The 15,775-nt window shown below is 41.4% G+C and carries 17 protein-coding genes; 6 read left to right on the plus strand and 11 right to left on the minus strand.

Annotated features, from left to right (window positions below):
* Positions 1-66: 66 nt before the first annotated feature.
* Positions 67-2,355, minus strand: coding sequence for a catalase/peroxidase HPI (katG, locus tag ACFS6H_RS11550; protein WP_386098526.1), 2,289 nt, complete (start codon positions 2,353-2,355; stop codon positions 67-69).
* A 216-nt stretch (positions 2,356-2,571) separates the two neighbouring features.
* Between katG and ACFS6H_RS11555 the strand changes: the two genes are divergently transcribed.
* Positions 2,572-3,519: a hydrogen peroxide-inducible genes activator gene (locus ACFS6H_RS11555; RefSeq protein WP_386098528.1), complete on the plus strand. Its 948-nt coding sequence runs from the start codon at positions 2,572-2,574 to the stop codon at positions 3,517-3,519.
* Here the strand turns inward: ACFS6H_RS11555 and ACFS6H_RS11560 are convergent.
* From ACFS6H_RS11560 to ACFS6H_RS11570, 3 genes are all read right to left on the minus strand, one after another.
* Positions 3,514-5,472 (minus strand): hypothetical protein, encoded by a 1,959-nt coding sequence (locus ACFS6H_RS11560; RefSeq protein ID WP_386098530.1) that lies wholly within the window; start codon positions 5,470-5,472, stop codon positions 3,514-3,516. The two genes, ACFS6H_RS11555 and ACFS6H_RS11560, sit on opposite strands and share 6 nt — an antisense overlap.
* 40 nt (positions 5,473-5,512) lie before the next feature.
* Positions 5,513-6,313: an alpha/beta hydrolase gene (locus ACFS6H_RS11565; protein ID WP_386098532.1), complete on the minus strand. Its 801-nt coding sequence runs from the start codon at positions 6,311-6,313 to the stop codon at positions 5,513-5,515.
* A 233-nt stretch (positions 6,314-6,546) separates the two neighbouring features.
* On the minus strand, positions 6,547-7,116 hold the full coding sequence (locus ACFS6H_RS11570; RefSeq protein WP_386098535.1) for a DsbA family protein: 570 nt from the start codon (positions 7,114-7,116) through the stop codon (positions 6,547-6,549).
* A gap of 540 nt (positions 7,117-7,656) precedes the next feature.
* Between ACFS6H_RS11570 and ACFS6H_RS11575 the strand changes: the two genes are divergently transcribed.
* From ACFS6H_RS11575 to ACFS6H_RS11585, 3 genes are all read left to right on the plus strand, one after another.
* Positions 7,657-8,064: a hypothetical protein gene (locus ACFS6H_RS11575; RefSeq protein ID WP_386098538.1), complete on the plus strand. Its 408-nt coding sequence runs from the start codon at positions 7,657-7,659 to the stop codon at positions 8,062-8,064.
* Positions 8,065-8,178: 114 nt separating this feature from the next.
* Entirely contained in the window at positions 8,179-8,970 is a 792-nt protein-coding gene (locus tag ACFS6H_RS11580) for an alpha/beta hydrolase (protein ID WP_386098541.1), read from the plus strand.
* Between the two features lie 233 nt (positions 8,971-9,203).
* Positions 9,204-10,340 (plus strand): hypothetical protein, encoded by a 1,137-nt coding sequence (locus ACFS6H_RS11585; RefSeq protein WP_386098544.1) that lies wholly within the window; start codon positions 9,204-9,206, stop codon positions 10,338-10,340.
* 132 nt (positions 10,341-10,472) lie between these two features.
* Here the strand turns inward: ACFS6H_RS11585 and tpx are convergent, their stop codons facing one another.
* The 3 genes from tpx to ACFS6H_RS11600 all read right to left on the minus strand — a co-directional run bounded on the left by tpx (position 10,473) and on the right by ACFS6H_RS11600 (position 12,122).
* Entirely contained in the window at positions 10,473-10,970 is a 498-nt protein-coding gene (gene tpx / locus ACFS6H_RS11590; RefSeq protein WP_386098547.1) for a thiol peroxidase, read from the minus strand.
* A 155-nt stretch (positions 10,971-11,125) separates the two neighbouring features.
* Positions 11,126-11,710 (minus strand): YceI family protein, encoded by a 585-nt coding sequence (locus ACFS6H_RS11595; protein WP_386098550.1) that lies wholly within the window; start codon positions 11,708-11,710, stop codon positions 11,126-11,128.
* Between the two features lie 220 nt (positions 11,711-11,930).
* Complete coding sequence (locus ACFS6H_RS11600) at positions 11,931-12,122, minus strand: CsbD family protein (RefSeq protein WP_386098554.1); 192 nt, start codon at positions 12,120-12,122, stop codon at positions 11,931-11,933.
* A 319-nt stretch (positions 12,123-12,441) separates the two neighbouring features.
* Between ACFS6H_RS11600 and ACFS6H_RS11605 the strand changes: the two genes are divergently transcribed.
* Positions 12,442-12,714 (plus strand): hypothetical protein, encoded by a 273-nt coding sequence (locus tag ACFS6H_RS11605; protein ID WP_386098557.1) that lies wholly within the window; start codon positions 12,442-12,444, stop codon positions 12,712-12,714.
* Between the two features lie 19 nt (positions 12,715-12,733).
* Here ACFS6H_RS11605 and ACFS6H_RS11610 read toward each other — a convergent pair whose 3' ends face one another.
* The 3 genes from ACFS6H_RS11610 to ACFS6H_RS11620 form a co-directional block, all read right to left on the minus strand.
* Positions 12,734-13,030 carry a hypothetical protein gene (locus tag ACFS6H_RS11610; RefSeq protein WP_386098560.1) on the minus strand — a complete coding sequence of 99 codons (297 nt, stop codon included), beginning with the start codon at positions 13,028-13,030 and terminating at the stop codon, positions 12,734-12,736.
* A gap of 13 nt (positions 13,031-13,043) precedes the next feature.
* The gene (locus ACFS6H_RS11615; protein WP_386098563.1) at positions 13,044-13,325 is read right to left on the minus strand and encodes an RNA recognition motif domain-containing protein; all 282 of its coding nucleotides are present in this window, start codon (positions 13,323-13,325) and stop codon (positions 13,044-13,046) included.
* 252 nt (positions 13,326-13,577) lie between these two features.
* Complete coding sequence (locus ACFS6H_RS11620) at positions 13,578-14,561, minus strand: DsbA family protein (protein WP_386098566.1); 984 nt, start codon at positions 14,559-14,561, stop codon at positions 13,578-13,580.
* A 160-nt stretch (positions 14,562-14,721) separates the two neighbouring features.
* On the opposite strand from ACFS6H_RS11620, the gene ACFS6H_RS11625 reads away from it, so the two are divergent.
* Positions 14,722-15,093 (plus strand): winged helix-turn-helix transcriptional regulator, encoded by a 372-nt coding sequence (locus ACFS6H_RS11625; RefSeq protein WP_386098569.1) that lies wholly within the window; start codon positions 14,722-14,724, stop codon positions 15,091-15,093.
* Positions 15,094-15,115: 22 nt separating this feature from the next.
* Here ACFS6H_RS11625 and ACFS6H_RS11630 read toward each other — a convergent pair whose 3' ends face one another.
* Entirely contained in the window at positions 15,116-15,625 is a 510-nt protein-coding gene (locus ACFS6H_RS11630) for a hypothetical protein (RefSeq protein ID WP_386098572.1), read from the minus strand.
* Positions 15,626-15,775: the final 150 nt, after the last annotated feature.

Raw genomic sequence — 15,775 nt, forward strand, 5'->3', positions numbered from 1 at the left:
CAAAACCATAACCTAAAAAGTTTGGGTTATGAGGGCTGTGTGAAAGAACAAAGCTGCCCCGGGATATTAAACCAGGTCAAAACGGTCCAGGTTCATTACCTTGGTCCAGGCAGCAACAAAGTCATTCACAAATTTTTGTTTGGCATCGGCGCTGGCATACACTTCGGCTACGGCTCTTAACTCGGAGTTCGATCCAAATACAAGGTCGGCTCGGGTAGCTGTCCATTTTAACTCGCCGGTTTTACGGTCGGTCCCTTCAAATATTTCCTTTTGATCGGAAGTTGCTTTCCAACTGGTATTCATATCCAGTAAATTCACAAAGAAATCATTGGTCAGTACACCCGGCTGTTGGGTGAATATACCGTGTTTCGAATTGTCAAAATTGGCATTCAGGGCACGCATACCGCCTACCAGTACTGTTAATTCCGGAGCGGTCAGGGTTAATAATTGTGCTTTATCAATTAATAAGGCTTCAGTGGGAACGCTGTATTTTGTTTTTAAATAATTACGGAAACCATCGGCAATAGGCTCCAGTACGGCAAAGGATTCCACATCGGTCTGTTCCTGCGTGGCATCGGTTCTGCCAGGGGTAAAGGGTACGGTTACCGCTTCACCTGCATCCAGGGCCGCTTTTTCTACAGCAGCCGATCCGGCCAGCACGATCAGGTCGGCCAGGGATATTTTTTTACCACCGGCCTGGTTAGTATTAAACTCCTGCTGAATTTTTTCAAGCACGTCCAGTACCTTCGACAATTGTGTTGGGTTGTTTGCGGCCCAGTATTTTTGTGGCGCTAAACGGATACGGGCACCATTGGCGCCGCCGCGTTTGTCGGAGCCTCGGAAGGTAGAAGCGGAAGCCCATGCGGTAGAAACCAACTCGGCTACTGATAAACCGGAATTTGATACCGTTGTTTTTAATGCTTTTATATCGGCTTCATTCACCAGGGCATGGTCAACAGCGGGAACGGGGTCCTGCCATATCAATACTTCTCCCGGTACTTCAGCGCCCAAATAACGGGAACGGGGTCCCATATCGCGGTGCGTTAATTTAAACCAGGCACGGGCAAAAGCATCGGCAAATTCATCCGGGTTCTCATAAAAACGCCGGGATATTTTTTCATAAACCGGGTCAAACCTTAAAGCAAGGTCGGTGGTTAACATACTCGGCGTATGACGTTTCTCTTTATCATGTGCATCAGGTACGCTATTGGCGCCTGCTCCATGTTTAGGTATCCATTGGTGGGCACCGGCGGGGCTCTTGGTCAGTTCCCACTCGTAACCAAATAAATTCCAGAAAAAGTTATTGCTCCATTTGGTAGGCGTGCTGGTCCAGGTTACTTCCAGTCCGCTGGTAATGGTATCGCCACCTTTACCGCTGCCATAGCTGTTATGCCAGCCCAATCCCTGTTGTTCAATGCCGGCTGCTTCAGGTTCGGGGCCTACATGCGAGGAAGGAGCGGCTCCGTGGGTTTTACCAAAAGTATGACCGCCTGCGATCAGTGCAACGGTCTCCTCATCGTCCATAGCCATACGTTTAAAGGTCTCGCGTATATCGCGGGCTGCGGCAATAGGGTCGGGGTTACCATCAGGCCCTTCGGGGTTTACATAAATAAGTCCCATTTGCACGGCCGCTAAAGGTTTTTCCAGGTTGCGGGTATGTATCTGTCCGTCAGCATCATCATCGGAAGAGACAACGCCACCGGGTTTTTCCACGCCTTCTGAGCCGCTGGCATAACGGATATCACCGCCTAGCCAGGTTTTTTCCGAACCCCAGTATACATCCTGTTCGGGCTCCCATACATCTTCACGGCCACCTGCAAAACCAAAGGTTTTAAAACCCATCGATTCCAGGGCTACATTCCCGGTAAGGATCATGAGGTCGGCCCAGGATATTTTATTACCATATTTCTGTTTAATGGGCCATAACAAACGGCGGGCCTTATCCAGGCTCACATTATCGGGCCAGCTGTTCAAGGGAGCAAAACGTTGCTGACCGGCGCCTGCACCGCCACGTCCGTCGGCAATACGGTAAGTACCGGCACTATGCCAGGCCATACGGATAAATAAAGGGCCATAATGACCAAAGTCGGCGGGCCACCAATCCTGTGAATCGGTCATTAATGCATGCAGGTCTTTCTTTAAAGCTGCCAGGTCAAGACTTTTAAATGCTTCTGCATAATTAAAGCCCTTATCCATCGGGTCTGATAAGGAGGAGTTCTGACGAAGAATACCTACTTTCAGCTGGTTAGGCCACCAGTCCTGGTTTTGTGTGCCATTGCCTGCCACATTTACTTTCTTGCCCAAGGTACCATTGTGAAAAGGGCATTTGCTGATGTCGTTCGGATTTTTTTCCATTGTTAATGAGTTTTGCTAAAATGTGAACAATCGTCTTAAAATAGTTTATGAATATGAATTAAAAATGATCGATTGGTTATATCTATATGAACAGTTATCAGTGATGCTGTTAGACTTCAAAAGATAATCAATTTTTCATTGGATTACAAATTTGTGACAATGGATTTAATAAATCAAATTGATTAATTTTATACTTTTATAGTTAAAATCTATCAGATGACCTTTGTGCAACTGGAATATATTGTGGCGGTGGATACCTGGCGTCATTTTGCTACCGCGGCCGAAAATTGTTTTGTAACCCAGCCTACCCTGAGTATGCAGATACAAAAACTGGAAGAAGAGCTGGATGTAAAGATCTTTGACCGCAGTAAACAGCCGGTCGTGCCTACCGAAGCGGGTATTGAAATTATTGAACAGGCCCGCATGATCATTGCTCAGAAGAATAACCTGCTGGAGAATATTCAACATAAAAAAAGGACCGTGACCGGCGAACTGCGGATCGGCATCATTCCTACCCTGGCTCCTTATTTATTACCCCTCTTTGTGCAACCCTTTACCAAAAAATATCCCGAGGTGAGACTGGTGGTACACGAGATGATGACGGAACTGATCGTTACCCGTTTGCGTGAAGGAAAGATAGATGCAGGCATACTGGTAACGCCGTTACAGGAACCGGGGATCAAGGAACTGGTATTGTTTTACGAAGAGCTGATGGTATATGTATCCCGTAAAAACAAAGTGTACCAGAAAACCTATGTATTGCCGCAGGATATTGATCCCAATAAACTCTGGATACTGGAAGAGGGGCATTGTTTCCGTTCGCAGATAGCCAATTTATGCGAGCTGCAAAAGATCAGTAAGGAATCGAGCCAGTTTGATTACGAGGCGGGCAGTATAGAAACCCTGCGCCGCATGGTGGAGATGAATGATGGTATTACCATTATTCCCGAACTGGCCACCCTGGATATGCCGCAAAGACAGACACAACTGGTGAGGCATTTTAAAAAGCCTGCTCCCATGCGGGAAGTAAGCCTGGTGGTACACCGCAATTTTGTAAAAAAGAGCCTGATAGACGTATTGAAAAACGAGATACTGGCCACAATACCGGAAAAAATTGTAAAGAATAAAGCCAGTAATGTAATTGGGATAGAGGCCGGGTTATAAAGTTAACCTCAGCCCGCCTCCATAAAGTAATCTTTTACTATCGGTATTACTGATATAAGTTATTTTATCATGGTACATATTTACAAACAGGTTTAAAGCTTTGTTACGGATGTCAAGTGTATGAGCTATGAAGAAACTGCTTTGAAATTCGGGGTATGCATTCCTGTTATCAGTGCCATTACTCAGCTTTTGGGTATAATTTGTTTTACGATAGGTCAGGTCAATGCCCAAACTTGTTTTTTTATAACCTATCCTGGTGTTTAAGCCTGCTCCATTTTGTTGTATGATCCTTGCCGGGATATAAAAAATGATGTTGGGGTAGTATTCTTTTGCTGCTTCTTTTCTTTTACTGCTGCGAACTATGATACTGGTATTAAAGGTGAATGCACCATAAGTCAAAGACGGTGCCGCAATGGTAAGTAAATGGGTGAAATGTTTTACTTTATCGGTCGGTAGTATCTGGGTTGGGTTATACGGGGATACAAAATAACCGGTATAATCCAGTTTGTTTTGCTGGAAGGCATAGTTGATAATTATATTGGTCCTCTTTAAAGTTACCGTAGTACCGGTATAAAAACTTTTCGTTTTAAGACTGTCAAAAAAAGTGCTTTTGTATGCCAGTTCCCTTTTCAGTTCGTCAACATTATTATTACCGTAAGTGCCGAAAATACGCCAGTCAATATTTTTTTCCAGGGCCAGTATTTTTGCCAGGTTAACAGAAGAGGTGATAAAGAAGTTTGACCGTGTATGGTTAAAATCGGTAGTTGAATGAATGTTAACACCGCCTTGCAGGAATACCCTGTTTGCCAGGTGGATCATGATATTCGGAATAAAGTTGAAGTATTTTGTTTTTACGTCAAACCAGGTGGCCTGTGCAGAGGCCGCGAGTATATAAGGATTGTCAGGGTAGGATGGCCTATATTCAATAGTACTGGAAGCCCCGTGGTTATCATAATTCAATTGCTGATCATAATACAAAACCGAGAGTCCTGGCTGTAACCTTATGTCCTTGAGTTTAATACTATATTGTAAATGATTGGCGATCTCTAATACCCGGCTTTTGGAGGTGTCGCTGTTTATAAAATGATTGCTCCTTGTATAACCGGGCATAATGAATGCCTGGTAGCCCGATATATTTGCTTTTTGATTAAAAGCTGTGTACTGCGCAGAAAAATTATTGGTAAGATGTTTGGTGAAATTGCCCTGGTAATTCAGATTGAAAAAAGTAGCGTTTGTTTTTATCCTGTGTTGCTGAACTATTTGTAAACTATCGAGACCTTTATTTTTGCCCGAACTATTGGTGACAGAAAGAGCCAGTGTATTTTTTTGATTGAAATGGTATTCTCCCCAGGCCCGGAAAATGGTCTTATTATCGTCAACGTCCTGGTACTGTTTTCGGTTGTAGTCTGTTGGTGCATAGGTAAGACTGGCACCATACATGATTTTTTTGCCTGTACCTGCTACAGAAAGATAGTGCTGCTGAAAAAATCCTTTTTGTTTATCGGGTCCATAAACATAAGGTAGGTCCAGTCTTAATCCATTTACCTGCGTATTAAATACTACCTGTGTTTTCTCTGAAGGGGTATAGGTTTTTACCAACACGGTAAGTTTATCGGGCCGCCGGTTATCGATACTGAAGATCGGGTTAAACAGGATTGTCAGCTCCTCAATATCATGAATATTGATCATGTGCCCCGCAGGGTGGGGGAAGCCGTTTACGAAATAATAAATAGTATCATTATTACCATCGGCAAAAATGGTCCTGTTTTTCATATACTCGCCTAAATTGTTAATGGCCAGTTTTTGCAGATCAGCTCCTTTAACGGTAATATGCTGGGAGAATTCTTTACTTACCTGTGTGGCCCAAACATTGTACTGTATAGTATCAATTTGTGATTTGGCAGTAATGGTAAACAGAACAGTGGTTAACAGTAATGAAAAAATAAAACGCATGCGTGGTGGTTTGGTTGTGAGTGGAATGTGAGGCGGTATTTTATTGTAAAATGGTTTGTAAGGTTTGTTTGTATGCCGGAAAATCATTCAGGTTATTATGCTCCCCCTTTTCAATAGTAACCAGGTGTATATTGGGGTGACCGGCTTTCAGTTGTTTGGCATGACGATAGGGAACTAACCCGTCATTGGTCCCATGAAAAACAGTAACCTGTGCAATCACTTCTTTTAAGTAGGTATGGGTGGGCAGGTGATAATCGGATATCCAGCTGATAGGATAGATAAGGGTGTAATTGCTCATCAAACGGTCCATACTGTAATAAGGAGTTTCCAATACCAGCTGTTTACAATCCCTTACCGAAGCCAGTTGGGCGGCAATGCCGCTGCCCAGGGAACGGCCATATAGTATAATACTGTCTTTACTGAATTGTGCCCGGGCCATTTGATAGAGCATCATGGCATCAGCATACAAAGCTTGTTCGGAAATAGTACCCGTGCTTTTACCAAAACCCGGGTAATCGGCCATCCACACTTCATACCCGTTATTGGTAAAATCGTTTGCCCTGTCGGCATAATGTGTTACGTTGGAACGGTTGCCGTGAAAATATAATACCAGGCCTTTGCGTACACTGTCGGCCACGGTGAATTTGATGATATTGATATTCTTTTGTGCATTTACGGCCAGGTTCACTTCCTCAAAAGGTTGTTTAAATGCAAATACATGGCTGGCTGGGAGCGCCTCAGGTTTAAATAGCAGCTTTTCCTGTACAAAATACAATACAGCGCCAATAGCTATATATATGAACAGCAATACAATGATCCAGCGCTTTATTTTTTTCCGCATCCCGGTAATTGGTTTAGGTGCAAAGGTATCTGACGGTTTTGAGAATTATATGGCTTATTTGGAAAAAGAAAAGGATTTTGCCCGCTGTACAGCCGGTACGGAATGAAAAAGCCCAATAGTATTCCTGCAGCTGAAGTGTGCGACGCAAGGGACGATGCCACCGGCACTGCAGCTGGTAACAAAAAAATCCCGGCACTGGTACAGGCCGGGATTTTTATAATAATATAGTATTATCAGGCCCGTTGTTTGGCAGGCGCTTTTTTCTTTGTTTTTTTCAATGCCTCCTCAATAGCCGCACTGATATTGGCATAAGTGGCTTTACCTTTTAAAGGTTCGTTGTTAATGAAAAACGCAGGTATTTCTTTTACACCACGGTCAATACCTTCTTTCAGGTCGTCCTGAACCTGCCAGCCAAACACACCATTTACCAGGTTGTCTAAAAAGTTCTTGCTTTTTACACCGGCTTCTTTGGAGTGTAACTTTAAACTGGTGGTACCCAGGTTACGGCGGTTTTCAAATAATACATTGTGCATTTCCCAGAATTTACCTTCCTGGGCAGCAGCAATAGCCGCCTCGCCTGCTTTCAGGCTGCGCTGGTGTATACGGGTTTGGGGAAAGTGACGAAAGTTGAATTTTACTTTACCATCGTAGTGCTCAAGGATCTGTTTTACCACTTCATTGGCTTTAGCGCATTCTTCGCTTTCGTATTCGCCAAATTCCATCAGGGTTACAGGGGCAGTTTTACTTCCAACGAAAATATCTTTTGGCTCAATGATTTCTTCTATTTCCTTCTTAAGTGCCATATTATGCAATTAACTTTTAAATGATTGATGTGTTGCCACACTTCACGGTGCTCTCAAATAACAAATTTTGAGCCATTTGGTTTAAAAAACACCTTCAGCGGGTACCTAATGAGCGGGTGAAGGTAATTTTTTTTTAACATCAGCAAACTAATATTGTACAGTGTAATGTTAAAAAGATACAAGTATTTGATAGTTAACGATTTGTGTGTTTATTATGAAATGTGTTCACGGGATGAACGGATTTTTTTTAGTTAATATAATTTTAACCTTTCCGGTTGGGCATCTATAAAAATATTTTATAAAACCCGCCACCAGCAAGGGTTTTGCCCCAAAAAGGATGTGTTTAACACGCAAAAATCAGGCGTAAGTTGGTTTTTATCGCCACTATTCCCGTATTACTTTTACACCATCAAACAAGATAACACCTGGTAAAGGGTAAAAAACAGGTGATCTTTCCTAACAAATGCTTGCCGCCCGGCGATTGTGACCCAGAAACGTAGTAAAGTATAGCCCCTTATTATAATTATTAAAAGTAAAGTCATGAAAAAACAAACATTAAACTTCCGTACCCTGGCATTTGCAATCATTGCATTAGTAACTGTAGCTTTTGCTACTCCCGCTGTAGCAAACAACAACAACGAAGAAAAACCAGTTCAGTTAACCTTTATCGGTAATTTAAACAACCAGCCTGTTTATAAGCTGGATTTAAATAACCTGCAGGAAGCTGAGTACAGCATTGTAATTAAAGATGCTGCCGGTGAAGTGTTATATACCGAAAAAGTAAAAGGAACCAATATCAGCCGTAAGTTCCAGTTGAACACAGCTGAGGTGGAAGAGAATGACCTGCGCTTTGAAGTGGTTAACCGTAAAAGTAATGCAGTAAGCATTTACGAGATCAGTAAAAGCATTTCTACCGTACAGGACTTATCTATCAACAAGATAAAATAAGTTGTATAAAGTTTTAGTACAGAGCCACGGGTTTCCGTGGCTTTTTTTATGCCATAAACAGCAGCTGATAGTAAAACAGCTGCTAATAACCTATCTTAGCTGAAACGCTTTTGTTTGCCTGTCCTAGTCTGGTATATATTATTGGCCATTGTGGCGCTCTCCGTGCTTGCATTTTTTTTGCAGGACAGGTTTATTTTTAAACCCGAAAAACTGCATAGGGACTTCCAGTTTAAATACGATACTCCCTTTAAAGAACTGTTTTTTGATATTGAACCAGGTGTTAGTATCAATGGGCTGCATTTTTACCGCCCGGCGCCTAACGGACTCATCCTCTATTTTCATGGCAACAGCCGCAGTATTAAAGGCTGGGCTAAATACGCCAACGATTTTTACCGGTATAATTATGATGTGGTGCTGGTAGATTACCGGGGTTTTGGTAAAAGCACCGGTAAACGTAACGAAAAAGAGATGCTGGAAGATATGCAGTTTGTGTATGAAAGGCTGGCGGAGCAGTATTCCGAAGATCATATTATTGTATACGGCCGCAGCATTGGCAGTGGCTTTGCCACAAAAATTGCCAGCGATAATAAACCCCGTTACCTTATACTGGATGCACCGTATTACAATTTTAAAAAAGTGGTGGAACGTTTTTTACCCGTGCTGCCTGTTCGTTATGTATTGCGGTACCACCTGCGTACCGACCTGTGGATACGCAGCGTTAGCTGCCATACCTATATCCTGCATGGTACCAGGGACCGGCTAATTCCTATCAGGCATAGTGAACGGCTGCAGGCTATTCGCCCTAAAAAAATTACCCTCATACGCATTCACGGCGGCGGGCATAATAACCTGCCTAAGTTTAATGAATACCACAATTTTATCCGCGATATTTTAAAGAATGAGTAGGCTTTTTTTTGTACCCGGCTGCGGTACTCCTGGCAGCCCGGTTGCGTCGCACACTTGTACACCAGTTTCGCTGCTCAGCTGTTTTAATTCCTTTTCCGCTGAACCTGGTTTATAAAAGTTAATAACAATTGCCCCGCTTTAGTTTGCCGATGCCATTATGTTAATAGATTTGTAATTCGTTAATTACCTGTAATTTTTAAAGTCCCTAAACAGTCATACAATAAAGAACGCGTATGAAAGCAAAATTTTACTTAATCATACTTTTAGCGGTAACTACCCTATACTCCTGCAAAACTGCCAAAAAAATGTACGCCAAAGGGCAGTACGAACAGGCTGTATCGCTTGCTGCCAAAGAACTGGCTAAAAAGCCGAATGATGTTGCCCTGCAGGATATTATCCTGAATGCTTACCAGTACGCTATTGAAGATCATGAAACGAGGATCAATGCGCAACTGTTAAGCCAGTCGGATCTTCGCTACGAAAAAATTTACAGCGAATACCAGAGCTTGCAGCGTTTATACAATGCTATTAAAAAATACCCGGATGCTTACCAGTTGGTGAACCCCACCGATTATACCTCCTTTATTACTACCTATAAAGACCAGGCGGGTAATGCCCGTGAACAAAGAGGGGATGCCCTGATGAACCAGCAAACAAAAACAGGGTATAAGAACGCTTATTACGAGTTTCAGAAAGCACTGAGCCTGAAACCGAATGATATTGTTATTAAACAAAAAATGGACGAGGCCTACGCCAATGCCGTAACCCATGTGGTAATAAGGCCGGTGGTACGTTATGGTTTCCAGTACAGCTCTTTCAGTTACGATTACCAGGCTTTTGATTATGACCTGCTGCGTTATGTACAGCAAAATAACCGTGGCCAGTTCCTGGCTTTCCACAACGATGCTGATCCTTATGCAGTGGCTGATAATACCGTTGACCTCCGTTTCAGTGATATCAATATCGGCCGTTACCGCGATCAGCGCAGTACCCGTGAGGTAAGCAAACAAATTGTGGCCAAAGAGATCGTGCATAAAAAGGACTCCGTTACCTACGAGTATATTACCGTGAGGGCAAAAATAACCACCACTACCCGTACATTACAGGCAGATGGTTTGTTACAGGCTTCCATTATGGATCAGCACAACCGCCGCATCTGGAGCAACACTTTCACAGGTGATTACCGCTGGATGACCACTATTACTACCTATACCGGTGATGAAAGAGCTTTAAGTGATAACGACAAGAAATTAATTAATCAGCGGCCGGAGTTTGCGCCTTCCAATGACGAGATCATCCGCACCATTATGAACGAGTTGCGTTATAAAACCGCCTGTGGCATCAGCGATTATTATAATGCCCGTTATTAAAAATACTGATCAGCATTAAACGTAACATCGCTCCTTAACGGGGGCGATGTTTTTACGCTGTACATTTTCCTTATAAAATATAAACGGCCACGGATAAATATTTCCGTGGCCGTTTTACTGTAAAAAAATCACTTATTTCAATGATGCCAGGGCGGCGCTGTAGTCCGGCTCCTGCGCAATTTCAGGTACCTGTTCAGCATATAACACTTTGCCGTTCTCATCAACCGTTACTACGGCACGGCTTAATAAACCTTTTAAAGGCGAGTCGGTCAGGGTTACGCCATAATCACTGCCAAAGCTGCTTCTGAAAGCCGATAAACTTTCCACGTTATTCAATCCCTCAGCAGCACAAAAACGGCTCAATGCAAAAGGCAGGTCATTGGAAATACATAAAACCGTGGTATTATCCAGGCCGGAGGCTTCTGCATTGAATTTTCTTACCGAAGCGGCACAAACACCTGTATCTACACTGGGGAAAATATTCAGCACCAGTTTCTTTCCCTGGTAATCCTGTAATGATTTTTCTGACAGGTCTGACGCCGTTAACTCAAAAGCCGGTGCAGCCTGACCATTTTGCGGTAAACTGCCTGATGTATGTACTTCATTGCCTTTAAACGTAATTGTGCTCATAGTATATATTTTATATCAATAATGTTGAATAGGTAAAGTTAGAAGTTTGACCGATAGAATGATAGGAGAAAGACGTTAATTTTAAATGAATGCCTTAAATAAAAAACGCATACACCGGGTATGCGTTTTTTAATAAAGTTAATATCTGTAAGTAATTATTTGGTTTCAGTTTGTGTAAACTCACCATCGGCTTTGATGCGTACTTCATCGCTCACCATAGCTGCGGGGAATTTATCACCTACTTTAAAATCAGAACGTTTAATGGTACCGGTGATCTGGAAACCGGCAGTTTGTTTTTTACTCATGGGGTTTTCTACCAAACCACGGTAAGTAAGATCCAGGCTAACGGGTTTGGTAACACCGTGTAAAGTAAGATTACCTGCCAGTTTGTATTTATTTTTACCCGCTTTCTTAATACCGGTACTTTTAAAGTTTAATGTAGGGAACTTTTCCACATCAAAAAAATCAGCGCTTTTTAAATGGTTATCCCTGGCTTCAATACGGGTATTGATAGAGGACGTTTTAGCCGACAGCTCAAATACCGCGTCACTGAAATCGGCTTTGGATGATTGTACGGTTACATCAAAATCATTGAAAGTGCCCGATACATCGCTAACACCTAAGTGGGTTACCGTAAATTGTATCTGGGAATGTGCATCGTCATTTTCCCAGGTGTTGTTAAAAGTAACGAAAGCGGTCAATGATACAAATGCAAGTGCTGCAAGTAAGATTTTTTTCATCTGTTTTGTTTTTAGGTATGTTTAGAATACTTATGCGTTAAGTTGGAAAGGCAAAGTTATTACCGGCCATGGCGCCGGCCATTGCTTTAGGACAAGAAAAACCATTGATATAAGTCAATGGAGTGTTTCATACAGGGTATCATAAAAGCTTAAAAACCGCTGTAAGAACAGCGGCTTTTAATTTTGAACATAAAGTATCCGGAAAAATAAGAAGCAGGTATTATAGACTTTCGATCCATTCCTTTACTTCTTCCTTGGTTTTTCCAATTTTTTTCTGGATCCTTCCTAACAGTTCATCATCTTTACCTTCCTCGTATAACAGATCATCTTCTGTGAGGTCTGCATATTTTTGTTTCACTTTACCTTTCACTTCGTTCCAGGTGCCTTTGAGTTTAAGTTTCCACGATTCCATATTGCTATATTTTAGATGATTAACAATAAAAGTTCATACCGGCCGGTACCAGTCCGGTCTAGTGTATTATCAATAAATGGAAAACCGTGCCAGGAATGCCCTTGTTTTTTATAAAATAGGAATAACCCCGATTAAAGCCTACCTTTCCACCAGTCGGGATTAGCAGGAGCAGATAATTACTTTTCTTCTCTTTTCATTATCATCTTATCTTTCTTTACTTGTGACCACTTTTTATAGCTGATTGTAGAACAGGTTTATATGTTGAGGAATAAACTTATGCCATGAAGCTTGGGATAGACTAACTGTTAAATATTAAATTATGCATTTTTCAAAACAGGATCTGACAGGTAAAAAATATGTATGGGTAGAAACCAGCGCAGGTATGTATACGGGTGATCCATCCAGGAGAATTTTTGACAAATACAATGGCTTCCAGGTTCTTTTTATTATTAATGCATGTTCTGTGTATACGGAGAAATTTAGTTCCGGTTTGGGAAGGATGATCGAACAAAAGTTGCATGAACGTTTACCGGAAGATATAAAAAGCGAGATTGCTGTTTTAAACTGGATAAAAAATTATGTGATCGGATAACACAGGATGCCGGCCTGTGTTAATTGCCATATTGTAAAAACTGTTGCAGGTAATAATTGATCGCATCTTTTGCCCTGTGTGAAAATTGTTCCATATCCTGCATATCGCTATGCGATTCTTTTAAGTTTTTAAAAATAATCTCCAGTCTTTCTTTCAGCTCATCGGTATAACGGGCTTTTGTTTGTTGAAACAGGTTTTCGTCACTGGTCCGGCTGATGTGCATGGCTACACTTTCAAAAATATTGTTTACCTGCAGGAATACACGCCTGGCCTCGTTGTTAAAAACAACCATAAGATAAGTGGCATCAATCTTCATATACCTTTCTGAGTTACCAGCGTTTTGTAAGACTGTTTTTGTTATTCCTTTCTTCCCGGGGTTTTGCTTCAGATATTTTTAGTGGTCTTCCGTCCATCATAATGCCGTTCAACTGGCTGATGGCATTATGTGCGGCAGCATCATCGGCCATCTCTACAAAGCCAAAACCTTTGCTGTGGCCCGAAAATTTGTCTGTAATTATTTTGGCGGAGGTTACCGTACCATAGGTATTAAACAGGTTGGTTAAATCATTGTCCAGGACAGCATAGCCCAGGTTAGCCACATAAATGTTCATGTTGATCTTAAATTAAGTTTGATGAAATACTTGAGAAAAATGCAGGTGTAAAATAAAAAGGGAAGGAAATCTGTTTACAAGCGCTATAAAACTCAAATTGACTTATGTAAGGTAAGCTTTTTTTATCCAGGTTGTTATTATTTCTTTGAGCGCCTAAAGCTGTGCAGGTGTTAAGGAGTTATACCGGGTTATTTAAACAAAAATGCTGTATATAATTTACATACAGCATTTTCGTGATTGTGGTAAATCATTTTATGGATGATACCATAGTGATCCGTTTTTAGTGATGGTTTTTCTTAAAAGCCCTTTATCGGAAAGTTCATTTAATTGTATTTCTGCGTCTTTCCTGGATACTCCGGATAATGTGGAGAACTCGTTGGCTGTTAACGAGGTATACTTTGAAAACAAAGCCTGCCAGTCTTTTTGAAATATCTCTTTAGTAGTGCCGGGAGTCAGCTTTACAATAGCTGCTTCATACTGGGAATATGGTTTGGATCCGTATACAATTTCTTTTTTGCCGGCCTGGTCAATAAAAAACATTGTAGGAAAACCCCTTACATTCAATTCCCTGGCCAGGCTGAGGTCTTCTTCAAAAAGTTTTTTAGCTTTTCCATCAAAATCGTTTTTTAACTGCTCTTCGTTTAGTCCCGCTGTTTTTGCTGCGGCTGCAATATGTTCCCATTTCGTGATGTTCTTTTTTTGTAAAAACACCTGTTCCCTTAATGCTCTTAAAAAGAGGATGGCTTTTTCGGGGTCCTGTAAGGTAGCCGCTTTAAAAGCGATCGAAGGCGGGTAGGAAGAATGCAGAGGGTCTTCCAGCCATACATCGCCGTCAATAGGCATGTCATAATACAGGCTTACTTCATCCCAGTGATGGGCTACGTCAGAAGGTTTGCTGATACCGCCGCTGTTATAACTCCAGTCTGGTAACAGGCCGCCCATACGGTATTCAATAGTAATACTGTTGCCATATTCCAGTTTCAGCTTTCTTAATTGTGGTTCTATACCCCAGCAGGAAGAACAGATGGGGTCGGTAAAATAAATGACTTTTAAGCTCTTTTCTTTATTAACTATTGTTTGTGCTGTTTGTTGATTAGTATCGGGCATGGCACAGAAACCTTCTGCCGGATCACATAAAAGCGGGTTTGTTTTTAACATGGTTGAGTCATTTTTTTGTGCGCCGCAGCTGTTTAAAAAAGCGCTGCTTAATAAGGCAAAAACCAGTTTATACTGCATGAACAGTCCTTTATAAAAGAATGGGTTGTTTACTGTACAAAGGTATACGTTAGCTACTTTATAATTGATACCTGTTACCCATCGGAAACTGGTTACCTTTTGGTAACTGGTTATACTTTGGTAACTTTATATGGTAATTTTGTTCATCAAATCGAACGATATGAAAAAACAGGCCAGTATCAATACCACTCTCACATGTAAGAAAAGGATCACCGCCATTAAGGATACCATGGAGATATTATCCGGCAAATGGAAATTCCATATTTTGGGCACCTTACTTCAAAGTGGTTCTATGCGTTTTATGGACCTGTTGAGGGAGGTGGATGGCATTGCACCCAAAATGTTATCCAAAGAGTTGCAGGATATGGAAATGAACAGGCTGGTTACCCGTACGGTATTAAATACCAAACCGGTTACGGTAGCTTATGATGTAACGGAATTTGGTAAAACCCTGGAAAAAATTATTGATGAGATCGCAAACTGGGGTATTGATTACCGTAAGGCCATTTATGATAAAAGAAAGAAAATATAGGTAGCCTGACCCGGCCTCCTTTTTACTCAATCCTGTTTAACAGCGTAAAAAAATATATTAATCCCAGCGCAATGGGAATGCCCAGGCAGATGACCAGGAGTAAACTGCTTACATTAAAATATCGTCTTACAGTTTTGGATAATAGAAGTATCACTAATGTAAGGGTGAGTAAAAATGGTACCAGGCTTCGCCAGTTAAAGGCCATGTAAGTCCCTAGCTTTTCTGCCATTATAATATTGGAAATTATATTCGCTGATACGATGGAGATGATAAGTGTATAAAAAATGGTATTCAATATCCAGCCTGTTTTTCGGCCGGTGATATGGAAAAGCAGGCCCAAAACCGGCAGCATCATAATAACGATGAAGGGCATAGTCTGCGAAGAGGACCTTGTAATTTGGTTACCGAACGTAAATAACAAAATAAAATATAAAAGGAACAACAGCCCAAAAACGGTAATGAGATTGTATTGTTTGCTTTTCTTTCTTTGGGGAATAATAATATCTTCTAAAAATGAAACTTCATTTTCCATTTGTTGCAGTGGCTTGTATAAATTTTAATGATGGTGCTATAAATATACAAAAGTTTTTAGATGTTATCAACCGTGCCCCGTCTTTCTTACTAGGATAATATTTAAAAATGTAACATGTTATTGGATTTGGTGTTAAATTTATGAACAGTA

Source organism: Terrimonas rubra, from assembly GCF_042686025.1.
Classification (GTDB): Bacteria; Bacteroidota; Bacteroidia; order Chitinophagales; family Chitinophagaceae; genus Terrimonas; species Terrimonas rubra.

Coding starts and splice junctions, on each gene's coding strand:
- katG (WP_386098526.1), bottom strand. CDS start 2,355: ATGGAAAAAAATCCGAACGACATCAGCAAATGCCCTTTTCACAATGGT.
- ACFS6H_RS11555 (WP_386098528.1), top strand. CDS start 2,572: ATGACCTTTGTGCAACTGGAATATATTGTGGCGGTGGATACCTGGCGT.
- ACFS6H_RS11560 (WP_386098530.1), bottom strand. CDS start 5,472: ATGCGTTTTATTTTTTCATTACTGTTAACCACTGTTCTGTTTACCATT.
- ACFS6H_RS11565 (WP_386098532.1), bottom strand. CDS start 6,313: ATGCGGAAAAAAATAAAGCGCTGGATCATTGTATTGCTGTTCATATAT.
- ACFS6H_RS11570 (WP_386098535.1), bottom strand. CDS start 7,116: ATGGCACTTAAGAAGGAAATAGAAGAAATCATTGAGCCAAAAGATATT.
- ACFS6H_RS11575 (WP_386098538.1), top strand. CDS start 7,657: ATGAAAAAACAAACATTAAACTTCCGTACCCTGGCATTTGCAATCATT.
- ACFS6H_RS11585 (WP_386098544.1), top strand. CDS start 9,204: ATGAAAGCAAAATTTTACTTAATCATACTTTTAGCGGTAACTACCCTA.
- tpx (WP_386098547.1), bottom strand. CDS start 10,970: ATGAGCACAATTACGTTTAAAGGCAATGAAGTACATACATCAGGCAGT.
- ACFS6H_RS11595 (WP_386098550.1), bottom strand. CDS start 11,710: ATGAAAAAAATCTTACTTGCAGCACTTGCATTTGTATCATTGACCGCT.
- ACFS6H_RS11600 (WP_386098554.1), bottom strand. CDS start 12,122: ATGGAATCGTGGAAACTTAAACTCAAAGGCACCTGGAACGAAGTGAAA.
- ACFS6H_RS11605 (WP_386098557.1), top strand. CDS start 12,442: ATGCATTTTTCAAAACAGGATCTGACAGGTAAAAAATATGTATGGGTA.
- ACFS6H_RS11610 (WP_386098560.1), bottom strand. CDS start 13,030: ATGAAGATTGATGCCACTTATCTTATGGTTGTTTTTAACAACGAGGCC.
- ACFS6H_RS11615 (WP_386098563.1), bottom strand. CDS start 13,325: ATGAACATTTATGTGGCTAACCTGGGCTATGCTGTCCTGGACAATGAT.
- ACFS6H_RS11620 (WP_386098566.1), bottom strand. CDS start 14,561: ATGCAGTATAAACTGGTTTTTGCCTTATTAAGCAGCGCTTTTTTAAAC.
- ACFS6H_RS11625 (WP_386098569.1), top strand. CDS start 14,722: ATGAAAAAACAGGCCAGTATCAATACCACTCTCACATGTAAGAAAAGG.
- ACFS6H_RS11630 (WP_386098572.1), bottom strand. CDS start 15,625: ATGGAAAATGAAGTTTCATTTTTAGAAGATATTATTATTCCCCAAAGA.